The sequence below is a fragment of the Neobacillus drentensis genome (assembly GCF_036965245.1).
In the GTDB taxonomy this organism is placed as follows: Bacteria; Bacillota; Bacilli; order Bacillales; family Cytobacillaceae; genus Neobacillus; species Neobacillus drentensis_G.
The window spans coordinates 1-17,378 of the sequence record NZ_JBALPG010000029.1 but is presented as its reverse complement, the minus strand read 5'-3'; the positions used below and the strand labels follow the sequence as shown (position 1 = coordinate 17,378).

At 37.0% G+C, this 17,378-nt stretch carries 18 protein-coding genes; 13 read left to right on the top strand and 5 right to left on the bottom strand.

What is annotated here, in order from left to right; all coding sequences use genetic code 11:
- Nucleotides 1–211: 211 nt before the first annotated feature.
- From V7150_RS08255 to V7150_RS08230, 6 genes are all read left to right on the top strand, one after another.
- Nucleotides 212–382, top strand: a complete 171-nt coding sequence (locus V7150_RS08255) for a YpmA family protein (protein WP_335516073.1) — start codon at nt 212–214, stop codon at nt 380–382.
- 14 nt (nt 383–396) lie between these two features.
- On the top strand, nt 397–870 hold the full coding sequence (locus V7150_RS08250; RefSeq protein ID WP_335516070.1) for a cell wall elongation regulator TseB-like domain-containing protein: 474 nt from the start codon (nt 397–399) through the stop codon (nt 868–870).
- 33 nt (nt 871–903) lie between these two features.
- The gene (locus tag V7150_RS08245; protein WP_335516076.1) at nt 904–2,085 is read left to right on the top strand and encodes a pyridoxal phosphate-dependent aminotransferase; all 1,182 of its coding nucleotides are present in this window, start codon (nt 904–906) and stop codon (nt 2,083–2,085) included.
- Nucleotides 2,086–2,232: 147 nt separating this feature from the next.
- The gene (locus V7150_RS08240; RefSeq protein ID WP_335516068.1) at nt 2,233–2,931 is read left to right on the top strand and encodes a DnaD domain-containing protein; all 699 of its coding nucleotides are present in this window, start codon (nt 2,233–2,235) and stop codon (nt 2,929–2,931) included.
- Between the two features lie 67 nt (nt 2,932–2,998).
- Nucleotides 2,999–3,661: an endonuclease III gene (gene nth, locus V7150_RS08235; RefSeq protein ID WP_335516065.1), complete on the top strand. Its 663-nt coding sequence runs from the start codon at nt 2,999–3,001 to the stop codon at nt 3,659–3,661.
- Nucleotides 3,654–4,004, top strand: coding sequence for a YpoC family protein (locus V7150_RS08230; protein WP_335516062.1), 351 nt, complete (start codon nt 3,654–3,656; stop codon nt 4,002–4,004). The genes nth and V7150_RS08230 overlap by 8 nt, the downstream gene beginning before the upstream one ends.
- Nucleotides 4,005–4,038: 34 nt before the next feature.
- Here V7150_RS08230 and V7150_RS08225 read toward each other — a convergent pair whose 3' ends face one another.
- Together V7150_RS08225 and recU are read right to left on the bottom strand one after the other, a co-directional pair.
- On the bottom strand, nt 4,039–6,615 hold the full coding sequence (locus tag V7150_RS08225; RefSeq protein ID WP_335516060.1) for a PBP1A family penicillin-binding protein: 2,577 nt from the start codon (nt 6,613–6,615) through the stop codon (nt 4,039–4,041).
- Nucleotides 6,616–6,660: 45 nt separating this feature from the next.
- On the bottom strand, nt 6,661–7,263 hold the full coding sequence (gene recU, locus V7150_RS08220) for a Holliday junction resolvase RecU (RefSeq protein ID WP_335516056.1): 603 nt from the start codon (nt 7,261–7,263) through the stop codon (nt 6,661–6,663).
- A gap of 190 nt (nt 7,264–7,453) precedes the next feature.
- Here recU and V7150_RS08215 point away from each other — a divergent pair, with 190 nt between their 5' ends.
- From V7150_RS08215 to V7150_RS08205, 3 genes are all read left to right on the top strand, one after another.
- Nucleotides 7,454–8,431 (top strand): DUF2515 domain-containing protein, encoded by a 978-nt coding sequence (locus V7150_RS08215; RefSeq protein WP_335516053.1) that lies wholly within the window; start codon nt 7,454–7,456, stop codon nt 8,429–8,431.
- A gap of 382 nt (nt 8,432–8,813) precedes the next feature.
- Complete coding sequence (locus tag V7150_RS08210) at nt 8,814–9,098, top strand: hypothetical protein (protein WP_335516051.1); 285 nt, start codon at nt 8,814–8,816, stop codon at nt 9,096–9,098.
- 74 nt (nt 9,099–9,172) lie between these two features.
- Nucleotides 9,173–9,529, top strand: coding sequence for a DUF1798 family protein (locus V7150_RS08205; RefSeq protein WP_335516048.1), 357 nt, complete (start codon nt 9,173–9,175; stop codon nt 9,527–9,529).
- Nucleotides 9,530–9,572: 43 nt separating this feature from the next.
- Here the strand turns inward: V7150_RS08205 and yppF are convergent, their stop codons facing one another.
- Nucleotides 9,573–9,782: a YppF family protein gene (yppF, locus tag V7150_RS08200; protein WP_335516045.1), complete on the bottom strand. Its 210-nt coding sequence runs from the start codon at nt 9,780–9,782 to the stop codon at nt 9,573–9,575.
- 186 nt (nt 9,783–9,968) lie between these two features.
- Here yppF and V7150_RS08195 point away from each other — a divergent pair, with 186 nt between their 5' ends.
- Nucleotides 9,969–10,526, top strand: a complete 558-nt coding sequence (locus V7150_RS08195; protein WP_335516042.1) for a YppG family protein — start codon at nt 9,969–9,971, stop codon at nt 10,524–10,526.
- A gap of 314 nt (nt 10,527–10,840) precedes the next feature.
- On the opposite strand, the gene V7150_RS08190 is transcribed toward V7150_RS08195, so the two are convergent.
- Nucleotides 10,841–11,338, bottom strand: a complete 498-nt coding sequence (locus V7150_RS08190) for an Hsp20/alpha crystallin family protein (protein WP_335516039.1) — start codon at nt 11,336–11,338, stop codon at nt 10,841–10,843.
- 168 nt (nt 11,339–11,506) lie between these two features.
- Between V7150_RS08190 and hcp the strand changes: the two genes are divergently transcribed.
- On the top strand, nt 11,507–12,802 hold the full coding sequence (gene hcp / locus V7150_RS08185) for a hydroxylamine reductase (RefSeq protein ID WP_335516037.1): 1,296 nt from the start codon (nt 11,507–11,509) through the stop codon (nt 12,800–12,802).
- 44 nt (nt 12,803–12,846) lie between these two features.
- On the opposite strand, the gene V7150_RS08180 is transcribed toward hcp, so the two are convergent.
- Complete coding sequence (locus tag V7150_RS08180) at nt 12,847–13,545, bottom strand: Crp/Fnr family transcriptional regulator (RefSeq protein ID WP_335516034.1); 699 nt, start codon at nt 13,543–13,545, stop codon at nt 12,847–12,849.
- A gap of 190 nt (nt 13,546–13,735) precedes the next feature.
- Between V7150_RS08180 and V7150_RS08175 the strand changes: the two genes are divergently transcribed.
- Together V7150_RS08175 and V7150_RS08170 are read left to right on the top strand one after the other, a co-directional pair.
- Nucleotides 13,736–16,042 carry a DEAD/DEAH box helicase gene (locus tag V7150_RS08175; RefSeq protein WP_335516032.1) on the top strand — a complete coding sequence of 769 codons (2,307 nt, stop codon included), beginning with the start codon at nt 13,736–13,738 and terminating at the stop codon, nt 16,040–16,042.
- Nucleotides 16,033–17,298 (top strand): ribonuclease H-like domain-containing protein, encoded by a 1,266-nt coding sequence (locus tag V7150_RS08170; protein ID WP_335516029.1) that lies wholly within the window; start codon nt 16,033–16,035, stop codon nt 17,296–17,298. Before V7150_RS08175 ends, V7150_RS08170 begins: the two co-directional genes overlap by 10 nt.
- Nucleotides 17,299–17,378 lie beyond the last annotated feature (80 nt).

The window sequence follows — 17,378 nt, the reverse complement described above, 5'->3', positions numbered from 1 at the left end:
ACAAAAAAACACGGTACAGTCACAATTAAATTTACTGAATCTAATTATGAGGTTATAACCATTCCAGCATAGGTGGAAGAAAAATAGCACTTACGATCAAGAAATAATTTATATAATTTAGGTTGATTTGCAACACATCGTGTTTTATCCTGTTATAATAATTAGAAAGATTCTTCACAAGTAGAGTTAAAGTGGAAAGAGGAGAAATACAATGGAAAGTAAAATTGAAGTTTTATCAACAGTTAAAATCCAATATAGTTCGGATTTATATAAAATTGTTGATGCACTAAATCGAACCTTAAAACAAAATGATCTAATGTTTGGCCTAGCACTTGATCAAGAAGACCAAAATAAAGCAATATTTACCATATATCGTACATAAAGAAGTGAGATAAAATGAAAAAGTGGATTGTTTTTCTCGTATTATTCGTTATAGTCATTATTGGAATATTAATTAAGGTATATTTTTCTTCAGTAGAACCAGTTAAAGCTGCGGAAAAAAAAGCTGTCGCACTTGCGAATAAGAAGATTCAAATTAGTGAGGTACAAGATTTTCACATTTACAATGGGTTGGAAACAGTAAATGTAATTGAAGGGAAAAATAATAAAGGTGAGAAAATCATCGTATGGATCCCTGACAAGAGTAAAAAGATTTATGTTCAAAAAGCGAAAAATGGTATATCAGAAGACGAAGCTGTTCAAAAACTATTGCAAGAAAAAAACCCAAAAAAGATTATTTCAGTTCGGCTTGGGATGGAAAAAAATATTCCATTGTGGGAAATTTATTACCGTTCTGAAAATAATTTAATAAATTATTATTATGTTCACTTTGAAACTGGTGAGTGGCTTAAAAAAATTGAAAATCTTTAGATTGGTTGGGGAATGGAGGACTAGGGGATGAGCGTGAGACTAGCAAAGCGGGTGATGGCACTAACACCTTCATCAACATTGGCTATTACAGCAAAAGCAAAGGAATTAAAGGAACAAGGGGAAGATGTCATCGGATTAGGAGCGGGTGAACCTGACTATAATACTCCACAGCATATTTTAGATGCTGCATTACAATCAATGAATGAGGGGCATACCAAGTATACGCCTTCTGCTGGGCTTCCTGCATTAAAAAAAGCAATAATCAAGAAGTTTGAACAGGATCAAGGATTAACCTATAAGCCGAATGAAATCATTGTTGGTAATGGAGCAAAACACGTTCTTTATACCCTATTTCAAGTACTCTTAAATGATGGTGATGAGGTAATAATTCCTTCTCCATATTGGGTAAGTTATCCCGAACAAGTTAAATTAGCAGGAGGAGTGCCGGTTTATATTGAAGGGCATGAACAAAATCAATTTAAGATTTCACCTGAACAATTAAGACAGGCAATTACAGCCAAGACAAAAGCAGTAATAATCAATTCTCCAAGTAATCCTACAGGGGTCCTGTATACGGAAGAAGAACTTTTAGAATTGGGTAAAGTTTGTCTGGAGCAAGATATTCTTATTGTCTCAGATGAAATTTATGAAAAGCTTGTCTATTTTGGTGCAAAGCATGTTTCAATAGCGGAAATTTCATCAAAACTTAAAGAACAAACCATTGTCATTAATGGTGTTTCTAAGTCCCATTCTATGACAGGATGGAGAATTGGATATGCTGCCGGAAATAAACAAATTATTGAGGCAATGACAAATCTTGCTAGTCATAGCACATCAAATCCAACAACAACTGCCCAATTTGCGGCAATCGCTGCTTATAATGGATCACAAGAGCCTGTTGAAGAAATGCGGCAAGCATTTGAAAAAAGATTAGAAATCATTTATGATAAAGTGGTTGCCATTCCTGGGTTCACTTGTGTGAAGCCTCAAGGAGCTTTTTATTTGTACCCAAACGTTAAACAGGCAGCTGAAATGACTGGATTTTTTCATGTTGATGACTTTGTGGAAGCCTTATTAGTAGAAGCCAAAGTGGCGGTTATTCCGGGGTCTGGGTTTGGAACACCGGATAATATTCGTCTTTCTTATGCAACATCACTAGATCAATTAGAAAAAGCAGTTGCAAGGATTCACCAGTTTGTTGAATCGAAGCTATAAAACTAATTTATGAGATACTTGTTATCATGGAAAAATGATTAAAAAGTCTGCTAAGCAGGCTTTTTAATTTCCTATCCAATTATGGGATGCCTATTACCCTTACTCGAATGAGTGGTTCGTGATATACTAATCAGGAGGTGTCCTTTTATGAAATTAAATATTTTAACATGGCTCAAAGAAGGGAATATTACCATTCCTTCATTATTGTTTTCGGAATACCGTAACCTTAATTTAAACGAAACGGAACTTGTTCTTTTATTAAATATCCTTACCTTTATAGAAAAAGGAAACGAATTTCCCACTCCGGAAGAGCTTTCTGCACGTATGACGGTTTCGATTTCGGACTGTAATGAAATGCTTAGAAGACTGATCCAAAGAGGTTTTATCGAAATTATTGATCAATACTCTCATGATGGTATTCGTTTTGAGAAATACTCAATAAATCCATTGTGGGAAAAACTCATTGATCAGTTCATGATAAATAATAAAGCTTCGAAAGAAATCGATAAAAAAGCTGAAGAAACCGATCTTTATACTTGTTTTGAGAAGGAATTTGGCCGCCCATTATCACCTTTTGAATGTGAATCCCTTGGGATGTGGATGGATGATGATCACCATGATCCTGTCATCATCAAAGCTGCTCTTCGTGAAGCCGTTATGTCTGGAAAATTAAATTTTCGTTATATTGATAGAATCCTTTTTGAATGGAAGAAAAACGGAATAAAAACTATTGAACAAGCGAAAAATCATGGCCGCAAGTTCCGACAAAAACAAATATCAAAGGGAAACGTCAAGGATGATTCACATCAGCCAATTGTTCCTTTCTACAACTGGTTAGAGCAATAAAGTTTTGATTAACGAGAGAGGACATTCTCTCGTTTTATTTCATTTCATAAAATAGTGGGTGATATCTTTGCTGAATAATACACAAATCCGTTATTGTTTAGATGAAATGGGTAAAATGTTTCCAGAAGCCCATTGTGAGTTAAACCATTCTAATCCCTTCGAACTGATCATAGCTGTTTCGTTATCGGCTCAATGTACCGATGCGCTTGTCAATAAAGTGACGAAGGAATTATTTAAAAAGTACAAAACACCAGAAGATTACTTAAAGGTTTCGCTAGAAGAACTTCAAAATGATATTCGTTCTATTGGACTTTACCGAAATAAAGCTAAGAACATACAAAGCCTTTGCAAGATAGTGATTGATGAATATGACGGAGAAATCCCTATGGATAGAGATGAGTTGACTAAACTTCCTGGAGTAGGCAGGAAAACTGCAAATGTTGTTGTGTCGGTTGCCTTTAATATTCCTGCCATTGCCGTTGATACGCATGTAGAACGAGTAAGCAAACGTCTCGGGATTTGCCGCTGGAAGGATTCAGTATTGGAAGTGGAAAAAACATTAATGAGGAAGGTTCCTAAAGAGGAATGGTCAGTAACACATCACCGCTTAATCTTTTTTGGCCGATATCATTGTAAAGCTCAAAATCCACAGTGTACAAGCTGTCCATTTTTAGAGATATGCCGAGAAGGCAGGAAAAGGACGAAAGGGAAGGCAGTTGTCAATGGCTAATCAAGCAGAGACTGTTTCTACTATACTAGAAGAATGGGAAAACGTTAAGATACGACTTGACCAATTATTCCGTGAACGTGATCAGAAAAAAGCTAAAGAATGGATGGAAAAGGGAATTGCCTTATTCATTCATTTATTGAATTACACAAATGAAAAAGCTTCCACTCCTTATGATTCGATTCCCTTTCATCAGTTAAATTTTAAGCCTGTAAATATTGAAGAAAGATTAGGGTTTATCATGGCTAGGCCTGGTTTATATCATTCATATCGTCAACTTTCGGAGCTAATGGTTGAACAGGAAAAGCTATATGCAAAGAGAAATATCATAAAAAAAAACGTCTAGGTCAAAAAACCTAGACGTTTTTTTATAACTGAATTTAAGGTTCCTGTGATCCAGATCCCTGCCCACCGGAAGGGTTTACAGGTGGGGTAACGGGAGGGATTGTTCCTCCTTGATCGCCGCTATTGCCATTGCCATTGCCGTTTCCATTACCGTTACCGTTACCGTTGCCAGCGCCATTTCCATTGCCAGTACCATTACCGTTACCATTCTCATTTCCAGAGCCATTTTGATCACCTTGGTCATTTTCTATATCAGGCTTAGGAATTTCAATGGAAGTAGAAACAGAATCACTCTTTCTATCCCCGTTAATCGCAAAGATGGTAAATGAATATTTCTCGCCTGGATTAGCAGGAATTGTCAAGCTGTTTTCAGTTTGAACAAGATGACCTGGTGCAGAAACATTATCGATGGTTATATCAAACTGAATAGCTGCGTTACTGGCATTAGGATAATCCCAAGTTAAGACAATATTTTTATTAACAGCATCATATTTTGCCGTTGGGTTTACGGGTGCATCAAGTTTGTTATATTTCTCAGAAACCTTTTTAGGTGCATGCCCTTTTACGGCATATTCGATACTAACCTCACTATCCGGTGTGAATTCACTTGCTAGTACCGGAGGCATTGAGCCTTTTTCAATTCTCACCTTTTGCACACTGTTAGGCATGGTGAAATCTGGGGTATTTTTATCCTTTGATACATATGCCATTAAATTTTTAAAAATTAGCTGAGCGATTCTTTGATCTTCGACTGATGTTATCGGTGTTTTACGATCCCCGTAACCTGTCCAAATGGAGGCAGTATAATTGGTCGTATAACCGGTAAACCATGCATCAGGTACAGAACCTCTCTTAATGTTCAATTGCTTCATTTCATCATCGGTATAATTTGTTGTTCCTGTTTTACCGGCAATTGGAAGACCGGGTACTTTAGCCCTTGTCCCGGTACCAGGAGAAACAAGAACGCTTTTCATCATATCCGTAGTCATAAAGGCAGTAGAATCCTTCATCACAACCTTTGGTTTAGGTGCTGTGCTAATAACACTACCGTCACGAAGCTTAATTTTAGTAACAGCATGCGGTTTAGTGTAAATACCATTATTTCCAAAAGCACTGTACGCTCCAGCCATTTCAAGAGGGGATACCCCAATGGTTTTACCACCGAATCCACCAATCGCATATGATTCATAGATCTCTTTTAACGGAATACCAAGACTTACGGCAAAGTCTTTCGCTTTATCCAAGCCCACCTGCTGAAGGGCTTGAACTGCAGGGGTGTTTCGTGATAATTGCAGTGCCGTCCTTATCGTCATAGGCCCCATATATTTCTGATCCCAGTTTCCAAACTTTTTCCCTGAGGAATAGGTAATCGCTTTATCCTCAATCATTTCATAGGTTCCCCAATTTAAATATTCAATCGCTGGGCCGTAATCAAGGATAGGTTTGATAGTGGATCCAGGCTGTCTCTTAGTGTCTATCGCATAGTTAAATCCCCGTTTTACCTTTTGGTTCCTTCCACCGCCGACTGCACGGATTTCTCCCGTTTTCGTATCAATGAGAGCTATCCCAGCTTGGAATTCTTCATCAGGGTATTTAATGATGTCTGGTGAATTAAGCATATTATAAACATAAGTTTGTGCATCTTTGTCTAATGTAGTTTGAATTGTCAAACCATCTGAAAAAATATCAAAATCTGTTGTTTCTTTTACTTCATCAATGACAGTATCAACAAAAGAATCGAAAGGCTTTGAATCGACCTGACGTTCTTCTTCCTTCAAAACAGTCGATGCAACAGAAACCTTTTTTGCATCTTCCATTTCTTGTTTTGAAATAAATCCATGATCATGCATTAACGTTAAGACAATGTTTCGTCTTTTTTCAGCCAAATCCGGATGGTTAAAGGGATTATAATTATTTGGACTTTGCGGCATCCCGGCAATTTGGGCAGCCTCTGCTAAAGTTAATTCATCTAATGTTTTTCCATAATAGATTTTTGCTGCAGTGGCGAGTCCATGACTGTTTTCAGATACATATACTTTATTGACATACATTTCAAAAATTTGATGCTTTGTATATTTTTGTTCAAGCTCATAAGAAAGCCATGCCTCCTGAGCTTTTCGTTTTAAGGTTTTTTCCGGTTTTAAAAAGGTATTTTTAACAACCTGCTGTGTAATGGTACTGCCGCCTTCAGCTCCAAATCCACGCTGGAAATTAGCCAAAATAGCACCGCCGAGGCGAATTGGATCAATTCCATGGTGTTTATAAAAACGGTAATCTTCAGTTGCTAAAACGGCATTTTCGACTACCTTTGGTATATCTTTATAGCTTACATATTCGCGGTTAACAGCACCAACTTCAGCAATCGGTTCTCCATCTTTATCTAAAATCTTTGAAGGGATGGGATCTTTTAATAATTTCGGGTCAAGTTTGGGAGCATCCTTTACTAAATAGGCGAAAGTACCAACTCCTGCCAATATACCAACGATTCCAAGGACAACAAGGCTAAGGAAGATTTTCTTGAATAGCCCGCCGGATTTTTTCTTGGCTTTTGGCTTACCTTTGGATTGGTGTTGCTTCCGGCGCTCCTCTCTTGATTGATATTGTTCTGACATGTGAATTCCTTCCTTTCTAACCTTCTATTATCTTTTAAAAGGAGGTTAAAGTGTATCTATTATTTTAATATAGTCAATTCTTGGTTGAAATCCAAGTGGAATGTGATGTCCATTTTGTTCAATTTCTTCTTTCATAATTGATTTTCTGCCCCCATTCATCATTCTCTCCCAATAATTCAACAAGTGCTTTGCTTCAAGCAAATAAACCTGCTCAAATTTTGTAAACCGGAGAATAACAAAACAAATACCTCCTTGATTCATCACTTCTTCCATATGCTGTACTTGGTGCTGATGGAAATTTTTTAATGGAAAAGAGGTTGGGTTTTGTGTTTCCTTTGCTTCAAAATCAATATATTTTCCTTTATAAACTCCATTATAGTCAGTAGTAGATGCTAGTTTAAAATAGGCTTCTTTAATAACGGCTGCACTTCGATTTGGATAATCTACTTGGACAATTTGAACCGGCGTTGGTTTCTTATGGATGACAGCTATTCTTCGTTCCCTGTAGAATTCATTTGTTTCATTTAAATCATCCTCAAGTGTCATACCTCTATTACTATACGAACCATTTTTCTTATTTTTTAAGGGAATTACAGTCTCACGTTCCTTCGATTTATACTTTTTTCCATTTGGATAGTTAACATTCATGTTTTCCACCTCTCAAGCTATTCCTTATCATATCAAATCTTAGCATGATTGGGGTGTATAAAATACTTTCGCTTACACACTCTAATAACAATTATACCGTGAATGACAAATATAGGCATGATTCATTTTACGGAAAGGTTTATCATCCCATGTTACTCATACTCTACTAAACAGTTAAGGGAAGAAGAATATGAATCATTTTACAATACAGGAACAAACAATCATCCGTCAAATTCTAAGTGAAACAAAGAATAAAAATATCGATAATATATCAAGAACGGATGCATACTTTAGATTTTATAAAAAGAATCCGGATATTATTTGGTCCTTTCTTGCCAGCATGGTTTCGCGAAATGGGGGATGGAATATGTGTGATCTAGAAGGATCCATTTTTCCTCAACTTATTGATGCAGGTATGAGAAAACAACTATTCCTTACATATGAGCGGGCCAATTGGCTTATTTTCCATGATGTTTTTCCCCAGTTATTGCTCTATCAATATTCGACGAAAATAAATCGATCAATGTTTCACTTACTTCCCTATTTCAATGTTTCTACATTTATTCAAAAAGAATGGAATCTGTATTGGAAGGAGAAAAATCGGAAGCGGCTGACAACTGCATTAATCATAAATGAGCAAAATGTGATTCAAACTCCAGTAATTGAACATCCCGTATTTAAGAAAAAGGTATTTCATTCAATGATATTTTCCTTTCAGGACTGGCTTCATTTTAGCTGTGTCCTGTTTCCAACATGTGGGGGAGAAGTTTATGGGGCTAGTGTAAATGGCTTTAAATCTCTTTCAAAGAGAATTAACTTAGGTAAACGACTAGCAAGTATCCTATTCCATCCAAGGCTTTTTCCTTATTTTCTTGAATTTGCGGAAAAGACTCCGCATACAGGTTCAAGATATGATTATGAACGATATTTTAAGATAAAGACCGTTGGAAAAACACCACTGCTGCGTACGAGCTTCCCTGTAATTGCACATCACCAGCATATATATGAGGACTGGAGTATACATCGAAAGGTGTCTCCTGCTTGGTTGTATTTCCCTGCCCGCCATCGCCACCCCATTCATCTTACAGATTGGTACTTTGCGAAATCAAACCAGCTTCAATTATTGCTCTCACTTCAAAAGGGATTTGATCTGAATATGTGGGAATAAGAAAAAGCAAGGTTCCTTCCCCTTGCTTTTTGTTCACATTTCATCCCTAAATCGCCTCTGATCAAGGCGCTTCCACTTTTCTTATGTAGAAGGACGATCTGGCCCTTCTATTTTTTTATCACCATACCCAACTCTTTTTTCTGATTCAGATTGTGTTTGTTTATTGGTTTGTTTTTTCTTTTTTGACATCAAAAACACCTCCAATACTATCTTGTACGCTTTTTCAGTTTTTCATGCGGATTATTGATTGTCGAAAGTAAAAGGAATGATTGCTGATTTTACACTTTCTTTGACGAACTTCTTCTAGTTTTGTCAAGAGAGAAGGAAGCTAATCAAAGAAGGAGAATATTACCTATAGATTATCGCGAGGAGGGTTTTATAAATGAATAAGCCATTGTCCGAAAAGGAAAAACTGCTTACAATGCTGACAGAAATATACGATCAATTAGAAGAATTGGGGTCGGTTCTCGAAGCATCATTCTCCGACCTTCGCATTAGTTTGAACAGGAATGAACAAGAAAAATTAACTGTTCCGGTTCAAAAGCTATCAGATATAGAAGATAAAATAGCCAATGTTATCCAATACGAGGAAATTTCAGATTCCGACCTAAACCAGGTTTCCAAGCCATTAAAACTTGAATTAGGCTTATCATTACAGCTAAAATGATAGTGTTGAATTAGAGTAGCAAACAAGTACTTTGCTACTTTTTTAATTGAAGATTTAGAAGGGATAAAATAGAGATGTCTGAAGAAATACTTTACCTAACTGAAAAACTGTTATATTATAATCGCTTATTTTTGAAATACTATCAAGAGGGCAGAGAGACAGGAATTAAACATGATTTTCATGAGGTCATTAAGCCATTTGCAAATGAAGTTAAGGAAATAAATGATAAGTGGGAAAAAGCAATGAAAAAATGGCTTTCGTTATCAAATCATAAACATTTGCATTTGAAGCAGATCAATACGACATCAGAACATATCGAACAGCTCTCGATTCAAGCCTTTTTCTCAGAAACTAGCAGAACAAGGTTTTTAAATTCCCAACGCACTATTGAATATTTTCTGCAAGAAGTAGTTAAAGTGATTAAAAAATAGAGAAGAGATGCTTTTTTTGGCATCTCTCTTTGAATCATAATTTTTAAGAATATTCGATGAGGGAGTTTTCATATTCAGTATCAGGTATTACCGCTCCTTGTTTTTCAAGCTCACGGACAAGAATGCGATATTCTTTAATGGTAATTTCGTTATGAATATACGCTTTCTTTGCAAAATCCATTAAAGAGTTAACGTCATCAGTTTTGTAATCCCGACTTTGATTAAATTTGCTTTTTAATTCGCGAATGTCCATAAATAGCTCCTCCTCCATCATTTTTTTAATCGTACCACGAAATAAAAGGATTTATAGTTTTTAAAATATTTAAACTTTAGACAAAATTCTTCTTAATTAGACATTGACGAAAGATTCAATATAATCACCTTTTTTTCGAACCTTCATAATCTGTAATAGAGATATTTGTGGAGGAGATGTTTGCCCATGTTTGGTAAAAATAAACCAAATCATTACGTTCATCATGGATACTCGGGGCAAATGGTGCAGCAAGTTCCTATTGGTCAACAATGGAACCCGCAACATTATTTTTATCGAAATCAACCAATGCCTTATCAAATGAACCCCCAAAATTATGATTTTATGGCTTTCCAACAACAAAACCCTTATATTCAGCAAGATATGCAGCCATATGGTCAAAACTATCAACTTGGATTCGTTCCGCAAAATGTGCCATACCAAAATCAACAGTATTCACAAAAGGATTCACAGTTCCTTTTTCATAATCCGTTGCAGCCAAAGGATGAAATAGTACGACCTCAAGCCTATATGCCAATGAATGGTTATCCCATGATGAACCCATATCCAAAGCAAAGTATGATGCCGAAACAACCCAGCGGTATGAAATCAATTATGAATTCTTTCAAGTCGCAGGATGGGTCGGTCGATTTTAATAAAATGGTCAATACAGCAGGTACAATGATGAATGCTGTAAACCAAGTTTCGTCGCTTGTCAAAGGATTTGGAGGCTTCTTTAAGGCTTAATAAAAAGCCTGTCAAAATATAAAAAAGATTGCAATAGAATTAGCAAGGTTAAAAAAAGTGTGTTGCAATACTTTAGATTGATTTGCCTCCCTGTTGATTGGAGCGTAGGGCACTCGACTCCTGCGGGACCTCCCCGCGGAAAGCGAGTGCCCGGAGCGGAAATCAACAGGCCCATTTGCAGGGACCATCAATAAATTTGGTATTTAGATTCTGACAAAATAAAAAATTGCCGAGAAAATACCCCTTTCTCGACAATCTGACGGCTATCAATAGCCGTCTTTTCTATTTAGAAATTCAAGTGTTATTATACGTTGCTATTCTTCTATTTCGATGATTTTTCCTTTTACCTGGGGAATTCGGATTTGTAGTAATCCATCCCGGTAAGAAGCTTTTACCATTTTTTCATTAATCACATGTGGAAGGGAAATGGTTCTTGACGATTGTTGTCGAAAAAATTTTCGACGATAAACTTGTGTTTGTTCGTTTTCCTCGGTTTCTAGCTCATTATTTTCAACAGAAATAGTTACAAGGTTCCCAGTAATATTTAATTGGATTTGTTCTCTTTTAACTCCGGGAAGCTCGGCAGTAATAATATATTCCTTTCCGGTTTCAACTGTTTCTACAGGAAAACCTGCTGCAACAGGAAAAGGAGCTTTGAAAAAATCATCAATCGATTGTAAGAATCCGCGAACTGGTTTTTCAGCGAAGAAGTCGTTCATTGTTTTGACTATTTCACGAAATGGTTCTGGCTTTTTAGAGTTATTTTTATCACTCGGAAGCATGGATGACATCATCGATCCCTCTCTTTCCATTATTTCACTCCATATCATATGCCAATTAAACTGGGTATGTGCCGCCATTTTAATGCAATTACTTTTTGAACAATTTATTACAATGTGTTTTAAGTGATGTAAATCACAACAAATATTTTTAAAAAAATATACTCTAAAGCAGTAAATAATGGAAAGCGAGGTAGCTATATGTTCTGTTATCAATGTGAGCAAACACCAACTGGCGGTTGTACGGTTATGGGTGTTTGTGGTAAAGATGAGACAATTGCAAGCTTACAGGATACGATTATTTTTGGATTAAAAGGAATTGCGGCCTATCGCACACATGCTAATCAACTAGGGGCAACAGATCCGTTTGTGGATGCAACTACCCATGAAGCTCTTTATCTGACATTAACGAATTCTAATTTTAACGTTCAAGAACATATCGACATGGCGATGAAGGTAGGGCAGGCTGCTGTCCGCGTTATGGGTATGCTAGATGAGGCACATACAAAGCGATTAGGTATTCCAGAGCCAGTACGAGTGAGCCAAAACAAAATTGAAGGCAAATGCATCGTTGTTACTGGTCATAATCTTTTCGCCTTAGAAGAATTATTGAAGCAGACAGAAGGCAAAGGTATTAATATTTATACACATTCGGAGATGCTTCCTGCACACGGCTATCCTGCTCTAAAGAAATATTCACATTTAAAAGGAAACATCGGCAAGGCATGGTATGATCAACGCCGGCTTTTCGAAAAATTCCCAGGGGCTATATTAGCGACGACTAACTGTGTGATGCCAATCAAAGGAACATATGCTGACAGGATGTTTACCTATGAAGTGGCTGGGCTTGAAAATGTCGAAAAAATTCTCAATGATGATTTTTCTCCTTTAATTGAGAGAGCGTTAGAGCTTCCTGAAGCGGCAATCGAGTCTGAAGCAACATTGCTTACAGGCTTCCATCATGAAACAGTTCTAGGTATTGCACCGGAAGTAATTGATGCAGTAAAAAAGGGGAAAATAAAACGCTTCTTTGTTATTGCTGGCTGTGATGCACCTGGTCATGGCGGAGACTACTACCGTGAACTGGCAACATCACTTCCTCCAGAAACGGTTATTTTGACAACTTCCTGTGGGAAATTCCGTTTTAATGATGTGGACTACGGTGTCGTTCCTGGAACAAACATTCCTCGTTATATCGATTTGGGACAGTGCAATAACTCCGGTTCTACCGTAAAAATTGCCATGGCATTAGCAGATGCATTTGGCTGCGAAGTGAATGAACTTCCAGTTAGTATTGTATTGTCTTGGTTTGAGCAAAAAGCAGTAGCAATTCTTTTAGGGCTTTTCAGTTTAGGAATTAAAGATATCCGGATTGGACCAAAACCGCCTGAATTTATTTCTGAGGGAGTTTTAAAGGTTCTTCAAGATACGTTCAATTTAAAATTGATCAGTACAGCCAAAGAAGACATGGAAGACATGCTTCAGTTAACAAAATAATAAATGTAAAACACCGCAGCATCCATCGCTGCGGTGTTTTAAGTTTAAATTAAGTTGATTTCTTTCATAAGAATTTTGACATCGAGAATCATGTTTCCTCTGTCATCTACTTCGATTAACTCATCTTTTTTCATTTTTGTTAATGTCCGGCTGATTGTTTCTCTAGTGGTACCAATCATATTGGCAAGGTCCTTGTTAGTGAATTCAGACTTTAGAAGGATTGTGCCATCCTCTTGCTCAATTCCATATTTTTGTGCAAGCCGGATCAGAAGCTTGATAATCTGTTCATAAGTATTATTAAGAATTTGTTCTTCAAGCCGGTCTTGCAAATCAACGATTTTCTCGCCAAGCACCTTAAATACCTTGATGCAAAGCTCAGGATTGTCAATCAGTACGGATTCAAATTTTGAAATGGGAACAGCAATAAGTGTTGATGGCTCAAGGACCTCTGCATATGCAGGGTAATCTCCCCTTCTGAAAAAGCCTACATGTGGAAACATTTCGCCTTTTTTAGCGATGGCAACAATTTGTTCTTTACCATTGACATCACTTTTGTAGATTTTGATTTTACCGTCATAAATAAAATAAACATTCTGCAGCGGATCACCTTGAAGAAAAACATGACTCTGTTTTTTCCAATCCCTTGCAATCGCTATATTTGCGACATTCGTCAATTCCAAATCGGTTAATTCGTGAAAAAGGGTGAAATCAGCGAGTACCCTCTTGATTTCTTCTAGTCTCATTCAATCACCTTCAAATTAATTTCAGTTACTTTCTATTGTACCAAAAATATCGGGAATAGTTTATTTTCATTCATGTTATTTTACATAAATTCATTGGAAGAATATACCGATTCTATTAATATAAAAAATTTTGTTTTTTCCTTTTATAACGAACGTCTATTCGCTAAAATAAAGATATGAGGTGAGGATCATGAAGTTAAGAAAAAGCCTGCAAGAAATCCTTAAGGAATTAAAAATAAATGATGAATTTAAAGAGAATATTGTTACATGGCAGACAATTGAGGAAAAGCCGGCTCAGACGGTGCCGTTCCCGGAAAACCTACATCCGTTTTTAAGAAAAGCACTTCAAAGCAAGGGAATTGAACAGCTTTATACTCATCAAAAATTAGCATATGAGAAAATTACAGAGGGGATAAGTATCGTAGCCGTAACACCGACGGCCTCAGGAAAAACACTTTGCTATAATCTTCCAGTTTTGCAAGCGATTCTTAAAAATCCTGATTCAAGGGCTCTTTATATGTTCCCAACTAAAGCTCTAGCCCAGGATCAAAAGAGTGAAATAAACGAAATAATTCAAGCTGCGGGTGTAGATATTAATATCTATACGTATGACGGGGATACGCCGGCTAATATCCGCCAGAGGGTGCGAAAAGCTGGTCATGTCGTTATTACTAATCCAGATATGCTTCATTCAGCCATATTGCCGCATCATACTAAATGGGTATCACTATTTGAAAATCTAAAATTTGTTGTTATCGATGAGCTCCATACATATCGCGGTGTATTTGGCAGCCATGTTGCCAATGTGATTAGAAGACTGAAACGAATTTGCCAATACTACGGAAGCAATCCCGTGTTTATTTGTACATCCGCAACGATTGCAAACCCATTAGAGCATGCAAAAAACTTAACAGAAGAAAAAATAAGTTTGATTGATAATAATGGTGCCCCAAGTGGGACGAAGCATTTTCTCTTCTATAATCCGCCGATTGTAAATAAACCTTTAAATATTAGAAGAAGTGCTACACTTGAAGTTCGTAAAATTGCCGGTGAACTATTAAAAAATAAAATTCAAACGATTGTTTTTGCGAGAAGCAGGGTGAGAGTCGAAATCATTCTGACCTATCTGCAAGAATTAGTGAAAAAACAGTTAGGTGCAAAATCTATCATGGGGTATCGCGGCGGCTACCTTCCAACAGAAAGAAGAAAAATTGAAAAAGGTCTCCGTTCCGGAGACATATATGGTGTGGTCAGTACAAATGCACTTGAGCTGGGGGTTGACATTGGGCAGCTCCAGGTGTGCATTATGACGGGTTATCCAGGGACGATCTCGAGTGCATGGCAGCAAGCAGGGAGAGCAGGGAGAAGACACGGAGAAGCACTGGTCATTATGGTGGCAAGTTCTAGTCCGCTTGATCAATATATTATTCAAAATCCTGATTACTTTTTTACTAAAAGCCCTGAAACAGCAAGGATTAACCCGGATAATCTCATTATATTAATTGATCACTTGAAATGTGCTGCCTATGAGCTGCCATTTAAGGCGGGAGAGCAATTTGGAAATGCTGGCCCCCTTGATGAACTGCTTGAATATTTATCTGAGGAGCGTATCCTATTTCGTAATGGGGATAAATGGTATTGGATGAATGATTCTTTTCCAGCACATAATATTAGCTTACGCTCGGCATCACAGGAAAATGTCATCATTGTCGATCAATCAGATGTGGCTAATGTAAAAGTAATTGGAGAAATGGATCGATTTTCTGCAATGACACTTCTTCACGATGAAGCCATTTATTTACACCAAGGTATACAATTTCAAGTTGAAAGGCTTGACTGGGATGAGAAGAAGGCATTTGTAAGGGAAGTGGATGTAGACTATTTTACTGATGCCAACTTAGCTGTTCAATTAAAAGTGTTAGAGGAAGATAAGCTTCAGACGAAGGAGGAGGCGGAAATCGGTTTTGGGGATGTAAGTGTTCGGGCAATGGCAACGATCTTTAAAAAAATCAAATTTGAATCTCACGAAAATATTGGATCTGGACCAATTCATCTTCCTGAAGAGGAGCTTCATACGAATGCAGCATGGATTTCATTGAATAAGCCGTTTGCAGAAATGGGACAGGAACGACTTGAGCAGGGGCTTGTCGGAGCAGCACATGCTTTAAATCATATTGCCCCACTTTTTGTAATGGCTGACCCTCAAGATATTCATGTCATCCCGCAAGTAAAGGCAGATCATAATGAGAAGCCAACGATTTTCTTTTATGATCGATATCCAGGAGGAATTGGCTTAAGCGAAAAAATATACAGTGGGATGTCAGAGGTATTTTCCGAAACGAAAAAAATGATTGACCGGTGCCAATGTGAATCCGGCTGTCCGTCATGTATTGGAACAGACACCATTAGTGATTCAGCTAAAAAGGATGCATTAAAAATTATTAATTCCTTTTTGAAAACTTTTGCTTTGGGCAAGGAAGTGTACCCATGTCGTTAAAAAATAAGTTAAATCGCTTAAAACCTCACTTATCAGGAGGGAGACAACCCGAAAAAATGGATCACCTTTCTAAAACGGATAATGTTATAGTACCTTTCCGAGAGAAATGGGAAGAGGAAAATGTATTTCCATATTTTTTCGATCAAGATTATTGTCTAATTAGAGAAGTAAAATATCCACTATCACATCAGCATGGGCATTACTGTTTTCGTGATTTTCTTACGGCTGTTGACATTTGGAATAATCAGTCGGTCAGTCACCCATTATCAGCAGAAGGACACCATGCAGAGGAATTATTCTTTTTCGACACCGAAACGACAGGACTAGGAGGCGGAGTCGGAAATACAATTTTTTTACTGGGATATGCGAGTATTTCCGGTGAACAGCTTATTTTAAGACAGCACATACTTCCGCACCCTGGTGCAGAGGTACCTTTATATCAAAGCTTTTTAGAAAAGGTAAATTATAAAACACTGGTTACGTACAATGGAAAATCATTTGATTGGCCTCAAGTTAAAACAAGACATACCCTTGTAAGGGAGCATGTTCCAAAACTGCCTGCGTTTGGTCATTTTGATCTTTATCATGCAGCAAGAAGGCTCTGGAAGCATAAATTAGACCGTATGAAATTGGCAATTGTTGAGAAAGAGGTTTTAGGACTGGAAAGAGTGGATGATATTCCTGGATTTTTAGCCCCGATGATTTATTTTGATTTTATTGAAAGCAAACAGCCCGAAGGCATGCTTGGGATTCTTAAGCATAATGAAATCGACATTTTATCGCTCGTTACTTTATATACCCATCTAACTTTTCAACTATACGGGATAGACCGAAATCAAACAAGACCTGAATCATATGAAGTTGGGCGTTGGTTTGCTAATTTAGGAGAAAAAAAAGAAGCAGAGAAAGTATTGAGCAAACTTACAACTGGCAATGATGTTACTTCCTATCAAGCAAAACTCATTTTGGCTTATCAACACAAAAAAGAACGCAACTGGGAAATGGCTCAGAAAATGTTTCTTGATGTTGTCGGTTGCGATGACGATCGGATAAAGTTAGAGGCGTTTCTGGAGCTTACAAAAATACATGAACATAGACTAATTGATTACAAACTTGCTATAAAATATTGTAAAAAAGCGATATTACAAATAACAAGATCTAATAACCAAGCCAAAATGAAAAGTCAAATTACTTTAGAGCAGTTTGAAACAAGGTTAAAACGATTAGAACGAAAACATGCTAAATTTCCCGGGTAAACGCAATTTTCGCCAAAATCAGTGATGTTAGTGGTTTTTTCGGCACTGTTCGATAAAATGTCACATAATCTAAAAAATTT